Origin of the sequence: Streptomyces sp. AA4 (assembly GCF_000158875.1) — a bacterium.
Classification (GTDB): domain Bacteria; phylum Actinomycetota; class Actinomycetes; order Mycobacteriales; family Pseudonocardiaceae; genus Amycolatopsis.
Genome location: NZ_GG657746.1, coordinates 1,055,411 through 1,061,410, shown reverse-complemented (window position 1 = coordinate 1,061,410; position 6,000 = coordinate 1,055,411). Strand labels below are relative to the sequence as shown.

The 6,000-nt window shown below is 70.1% G+C and carries 8 protein-coding genes; 6 read left to right on the top strand and 2 right to left on the bottom strand.

The window, feature by feature from the left end; all coding sequences use genetic code 11:
- The 6 genes from SSMG_RS05080 to SSMG_RS05055 form a co-directional block, all read left to right on the top strand.
- Positions 1–741 (top strand): MBL fold metallo-hydrolase (locus SSMG_RS05080; protein WP_063631935.1); only part of this gene is annotated, 741 nt, incomplete at its 5' end.
- Complete coding sequence (locus SSMG_RS05075; RefSeq protein WP_037712605.1) at positions 738–1,325, top strand: DedA family protein; 588 nt, start codon at positions 738–740, stop codon at positions 1,323–1,325. The genes SSMG_RS05080 and SSMG_RS05075, both read left to right, overlap by 4 nt.
- The gene (locus SSMG_RS05070) at positions 1,322–3,442 is read left to right on the top strand and encodes a phage holin family protein (RefSeq protein ID WP_009073410.1); all 2,121 of its coding nucleotides are present in this window, start codon (positions 1,322–1,324) and stop codon (positions 3,440–3,442) included. Before SSMG_RS05075 ends, SSMG_RS05070 begins: the two co-directional genes overlap by 4 nt.
- Complete coding sequence (locus SSMG_RS05065; protein WP_009073409.1) at positions 3,439–3,678, top strand: glutaredoxin domain-containing protein; 240 nt, start codon at positions 3,439–3,441, stop codon at positions 3,676–3,678. Before SSMG_RS05070 ends, SSMG_RS05065 begins: the two co-directional genes overlap by 4 nt.
- A complete protein-coding gene (locus SSMG_RS05060) occupies positions 3,675–3,905 on the top strand; it encodes a hypothetical protein (RefSeq protein ID WP_009073407.1) in 231 nt (76 codons plus the stop codon). The genes SSMG_RS05065 and SSMG_RS05060 overlap by 4 nt, the downstream gene beginning before the upstream one ends.
- 10 nt (positions 3,906–3,915) lie before the next feature.
- Entirely contained in the window at positions 3,916–4,668 is a 753-nt protein-coding gene (locus SSMG_RS05055; protein WP_199785803.1) for a methyltransferase domain-containing protein, read from the top strand.
- Here the strand turns inward: SSMG_RS05055 and SSMG_RS05050 are convergent.
- Together SSMG_RS05050 and SSMG_RS05045 are read right to left on the bottom strand one after the other, a co-directional pair.
- Positions 4,634–5,434 carry a TetR/AcrR family transcriptional regulator gene (locus tag SSMG_RS05050; protein ID WP_009073402.1) on the bottom strand — a complete coding sequence of 267 codons (801 nt, stop codon included), beginning with the start codon at positions 5,432–5,434 and terminating at the stop codon, positions 4,634–4,636. The genes SSMG_RS05055 and SSMG_RS05050 overlap by 35 nt on opposite strands.
- Before the next feature lie 49 nt (positions 5,435–5,483).
- Positions 5,484–5,678 (bottom strand): ferredoxin, encoded by a 195-nt coding sequence (locus tag SSMG_RS05045; protein ID WP_009073400.1) that lies wholly within the window; start codon positions 5,676–5,678, stop codon positions 5,484–5,486.
- Positions 5,679–6,000: the final 322 nt, after the last annotated feature.

Sequence of the window (6,000 nt, the reverse complement as noted above, 5' to 3'; positions counted from 1 at the left end):
CTAGCCGGACAGGTCGCCCTGACCGACCCAGTCCTCACCCGCTGGATCGGCCCCCTCACCCGGGTAGTCCCGAAACCCGACGTAGCCGCCTGGACCGGAGTGGACCTCGTCCTCATCTCCCACCTCCACGGCGACCACCTCCACCTCCCCTCCCTGAAACTCCTGGGCAAAACCACGAGAATCGTCGTCCCCCGAGGCGCAGGCTCCTGGCTCGCCAAACAGGGCTTCACCGAGGTAGAAGAACTCTCCCCAGGCCAAACCATCACCTCCGGCAACCTGCACATCACCGCCACCACGGCCGTCCACTCCGGCCACCGCTGGGGCCCGCGCCTCACCCACGGCCCGCAAAGCCCCGCCCTGGGCCACCTCCTCGAGGGCGACAACCACCGGATCTACTCCGCAGGCGACACCGACCTCTTCCCCGGCATGGCCGACCTGGGTCCAGTCGACGTGGCCCTCCTCCCGGTCTGGGGCTGGGGCCCGAACCTCGGCCCCGGCCACCTCACCCCGGAACGAGCCGCCGAAGCCGCCGCGCTCCTGCAGGCCCGCGCGGCGGTCCCGGTCCACTGGGGCACCCTCGCCGTCCCCGGCATCCACCGGACCGCGAAAATGCGCCACCTCCTCGTGGAACCCCCGCGCACCTTCGCGCACCACGTCCGCTGCAAAGGCCTGGACACCGAGGTCCTGCACACGCGCCCCGGTTCCGACGTCCTGCTCCCGACCCGCGAGGAGCGCGGGTGAATTGGACTGACCCGTCAGCGATCGGCTACCCGGCGCTGTTCGGCGGAGTACTGCTCGGCTCCGTGATCCCGATCGTCCCGACCGGCGCGGTCGTCGGCGCGGCAGCCGCCGTCGCGATGACCACCGACCACCTCTCGCTCCCCCTGGTCATCCTGCTGGCGGTAGCGGGCGCGTACCTGGGCGACGTGATCACCTTCGCCGTTCCCAGGTTCGGCAGTGAACCCCTCCTGCGCTTTGTCGAACGACGCCAGCAAGCTGAACGCCTCGCGAAGGGCCGCGAACAGTTCGCGCGACGCGGGTGGCAACTCGTGGTGATCGGCCGCCTGGTACCCGCCGGACGCATTCCGGTGCTGCTCGCCGCGGGCACGCTCGGCTATCCGTGGCGCAAATTCCTGCCGTCCGGTCTGCTGGCCTGCGTGCTGTGGGCGGTGGCGTACTCGCTGCTCGGCATCCTCAGCGGCGGCATCTTCGACTCACCGCTCATCGCCACGCTGCTCGCCACCGTCCTGGTGCTGCTCGTGACCGTCGTGACCACGCTGATCTCCAAGAAACGGGCGGCTCACCAGACGGAAGGACACCGATGACGACCCCTGCTCCGGCGAAGGGCCGGTTGTTGCGCGGCGGCCGGGTCGTCGCGCGCGTGCTGCTGGTCTGGGTGGCGGTCACCGGCGCGTTGCGGCTGCTCGACGCGTGGCTCGACGGGTTCTCCATGCAGTCGTGGTGGCAGCCGACGGTGTGCGCGCTGATCCTCGGCCTGCTCGTCTCGGTGGTGTGGCCGCTCGTGGTGCGGGTGGCGTGGCCGATCGCGTACTTCACCCTCGGCGTCGGCACGTACATCCTGCTCAGCGCCGCGGCGTTGGCGATCCTGCAGGCCGTACCCGGCGTTGAGCTGCACGGCTTCTCCACGGCGGTCGTCATCACCGTCGCGATGTCCGCCGTGGGCGCGGTGATCTCCAGCGTGCTGGCCGTCGACGAGGACGAAATCTTCTTCCGCCGCGCCGCTCGCCGCCGGCGGAAAGCGAAGCACCGCACCGATTTCGCCGACCAGCCGCCCGGCGTGGTCTTCCTGCAGATCGACGGTCTCGGCTACGACACCGTCCGCCGCGCCGTCCGGGACGGCGACATGCCGACCTTCGCCAAATGGCTGTCCGAGGGCACGCATTCGCTCACCCGCTGGCACACCGACTGGAGTTCGCAGACCGGCGCGAGCGTCTGCGGGATCCTGCACGGTTCGAACCACGACATCCTCGGTTTCCGCTGGTACGAAAAGGATCGCGACCACGTCATGGCGTGCGCGCATCCGGCCGACGCGGCCGAGATCGAGCGGCGGCACAGCGACGGGCGCGGCCTGCTGTCGATCGGGGGCGCGAGCCACGGCAACCTGTTCTCCGGCGACGCCCCGCACGTCAGCCTGACCATGAGTTCGGTGCCGGTGCTCACGCCGCGCAAGCGTCGCCGGGACCGCGTCGGAGCTGGATATCGCGCCTACTTCGCCAACCCGGTCAACGTGTTGCGCACCTTCGGGGTCGCACTCGCCGACGTCGTTCGCGAACTGTCCGCGGCGGCCAAGCAGCGACGCGCCGGCGTGCTGCCCCGGATCCCGCGCGGTGGCCTCTACCCGCTCGCCCGGCCGGGCACGACGGTGATCGCACGCGACGTCGTGGTGTCCGCGATCATCGGCGACCTGCTCGCCGGGCGACCGGTGGTGTACGCCGATTTCCTCGGCTACGACGAGGTCGCGCACCACTCCGGCATCGAACGGTTCGACACGTTGGAAGTGCTGCGGTCGATCGACCAGCAGTTCGCGCGGCTGCTGCGCGCCGCTCGACTCTCGCCGCGGAAGTACCACATCGTCGGGCTGTCCGATCACGGGCAAACGCAGGGCCAGGCGTTCGTCGACCGGTTCGGCGAGACCATCGAAGCGCTCGTCGGACGGCTCTGCGGCGGTGCTCCCGTGGCCGAGCAAGGAAAGCGTCGGCAGGCGGAAAGCTGGCAGGTCAACGCCGCGCTGGCCGAGGCGAGCGCGAGCGGCGGCCTGATCGCCCGGCGGCTGCGTGCTCGGGTCGAAGGCGCGGAAGGAGCCGAGAACCGGCCGCGCACCGCGACTGGCTCGCCAGGGCAGGTCACGCGGGTGGCGCCCGGAGTGGTCGCCGTCGTGTCCGGGCATCTGGCGATGGTGTCGTTCACCGAGCACGAGGGCCGGGTCGAGCTGGAAACGATCGAACGCGAGTACCCGGACCTGCTGCCGACGCTGGTCGACCACGACGGCGTCGGGTTCCTGCTGGTCCGCAGCCGCGAGTTCGGCCCGGTGGTGCTGGGCCGCGACGGGCTGAAGCGGCTGGCCACCGGCGTCGTGATCGGCGAAGACCCGCTGGCCGACTACGGGCCGTACGCTGCCGAACTGGTCCAGCGCGTCGACAGCTTCCCGCATTGCGCGGACATCATGATCAACAGCCGGTACGACCCGGACTCCGACCAGTCCTCGCCGTTCGAACGGCACGTCGGCTCGCACGGCGGCCTCGGCGGACCGCAGCAGCGCGGCTTCCTGCTGTATCCGCGAGAATTCCCGACGCCCGGCGAACCCGTCGGCGCGGAAGCCGTGCACCGCGTGTTCCGCGACTGGCTCACCTTCCTCGGCCACCCGCGACCCGGTGCGGCCGAAGACAAAACCGCTATCGTCACCTCGGAGGCAGTGTCATGAGCAACCCGATCGTCTACGGCGCGAGCTGGTGCCCGGACGTCAAACGCAGCCGTGCGCTGCTCGACGCGAAGGGCGTCGAGTACGACTACGTGGACGTCGAGGCCGACCCCGCCGCCGAAGCCCGCGTACGCCAGCTGCAGGACGGCGCCCGCCGCATCCCGACCATCGTCTTCGCGGACGGCAGCCACCTCGTGGAGCCGAGCGACGACGAACTGAACGCGCACCTCGCGCGGTGACCCCGCTGACCGAACTCCCGCTGGGCACGCGGGTCGTCGTGCGGTACCGGATCGAGGGCGGGTTCACCGACGCCCTGGGTCCCTTGCGCGCCTGCGACGCCGAGACCTGCACCGTGGAAACCAAGCGCGGTCTGGTGGTCGTCCCGCTGGCCGCGGTGGTCGCGGCCAAACCGGTGCCGCCCGCGCCGCAGCGGAAATCGAGTGGCCCGCCCGCGGTTGATTTGTGACGATCGCCTGATGCGCACCTTCGACGAACTGGTGGACGAGGCCGCGTCGGCGTCCGTGGACGGCTGGGATTTCTCCTGGCTCGACGGCCGGGCCAGCGAACAGCGGCCGTCCTGGGGGTATCAGCGGCTGCTCGGCGAACGGCTGCGGCACGTCCAGTCCGTTGTGGACATCCAGACCGGCGGCGGCGAAGTGCTGGCCGGGGTGCCGGTCCTGCCGCCGCTGACGGTCGCCACCGAATCGTGGCCGCCGAATATCACGAAGGCTGCCGCGTTGCTGGAACCGCGGGGTGCGACCGTCATAGCGGACACGGACGAGCCGCCGCTTCCGTTTCGGGACAACACCTTCGAGATGGTGGTCAGCAGGCATCCGGTCACCGTCTGGTGGGACGAGATCGCCCGCGTCCTCCAGCCGGGCGGCAGTTATCTGTCGCAGCAGGTCGGGCCGTGGAGTGTGTTCGAGCTGGTCGAGTATTTCCTCGGACCGCAGCCGCCGGAAGTGCGCAATGGCCGGCACCCGGACCGCGCGAAGGCCGAGGCGGAGAAGGCCGGGCTGGAGGTGGTGGATCTACGCTTCGAGGAGCTGCGCACTGAATTCCACGACATCGGTGCGGTGATTTACTTCCTGCGCAAGGTGATCTGGATGGTCCCGGGCTTCACCGTGGACGAGTACCTGCCGCGGCTGCGCGAATTGCACGAGGAGCTGCGGCAGGGCCCGTTCGTCGCGACGACTACTCGGTACCTGATCGAGGCGCGCAAGCGATAGCCGCCTCGATCCCGTCCGCCAGCACCGCCACTCCGGCTTCGAAACTCAGCCGCGCTTCGTGCTCCAAATAGGACACCCCGGCGGGCGGTGGCGGCGAGCTGTCCTCGCCGAGCCGCGCGACATGCGGGTATCGCTCGGCCAGATCCGGGGCCAGCTCGCCGAGCGCCGACGTACGCGCCCGCCACCAGTCCTCATCGGACAGTCCGGTTTCCTTCGACGCCAACCGCGATTCGGCGGCGATCTGCACCGCGCCGCGCACGACGTTGAGCAGCGTGCCCACCAGCCGCCGCACCTGACCGGCGGGCAGGCCGGTCGCGAACAGCACCCGCAGCACCGTTTCCTGCATCCGGAACTCGCCCGGACCCAGCACCGGCCGCGCGTAGGAAACCTGCAGCAGCCACGGGTGCCGCAGGTGGAATTCCCACAGGTCGCCGACCAGCTCGAACAACGCGGGACGCCATCCGCCGGACAGGTCGTGGTCGGCGCGCAGATCGCCGAACACCTGGTCGCACATCAAGTCGATCAGCTCGGTCTTGCTCGGCACGTACGTGTACAGCGCCATCGCCGTGCGCCCGAGCCGCTCGCCGACCGCGCGCATCGACAACGCCGACATGCCCTCGGCGTCCGCGAGTTCGATCGCCGCGCGCACGATGAGGTCCACGCTCAACGCGGGCTTCGGCCCCGGCGCGCTGCGCGGTTCGCCGCCCGCGCGCCACAGCAGTTCCATCGAACGGCGGGCGTCGCCCTGCCCCGCGAACACGACCACCGGCGACCCCTTTCCCCTTACAGGATAAAGGACCGCCGGGGCCGCGTGCTCAGCCGTCCACCTCGATCGCGAGCGCCGGGCAGAGCTGCGCCGCCTCCTTGGCCTGCGCGTGCAGTTCCGCGGCCGGGTTTTCCTGCAGCAGCACCACGATCCCGTCGTCGTCGCGCTGGTCGAACACCTCGGGCGCGACGAGCACGCACTGCCCGGCCCCGACGCAGCGGGACTGGTCGACGACCACCTTCATCTCGCGGCTCCTAATCGGTAGTAGGGATAGTTCTTCCGGCTCGTGACCGGGTCGGTTGGTGCTGGTCCGCCGGCGGGCGACGCCTGTGGGTTCCCGTCGTTCGACGACTTGTGAAAGAACGGCGCGTCCGCCGGTGGACTGGTGATCGTGGTGGTGGGATGTCGTAGCCCGAGTCCGCCGCAGGAGGTGACCTCTCGATGTGTTCCCGAGCTTCGAGCTCTTCGACAGAACGAGGACCCTGCGGTGTGCTGGAGTCACGAACGGCTACTGAGATGACGGACCGCCGAGTCCCGCGATTAGGGCGCTGCGTGACCCCGCCTGG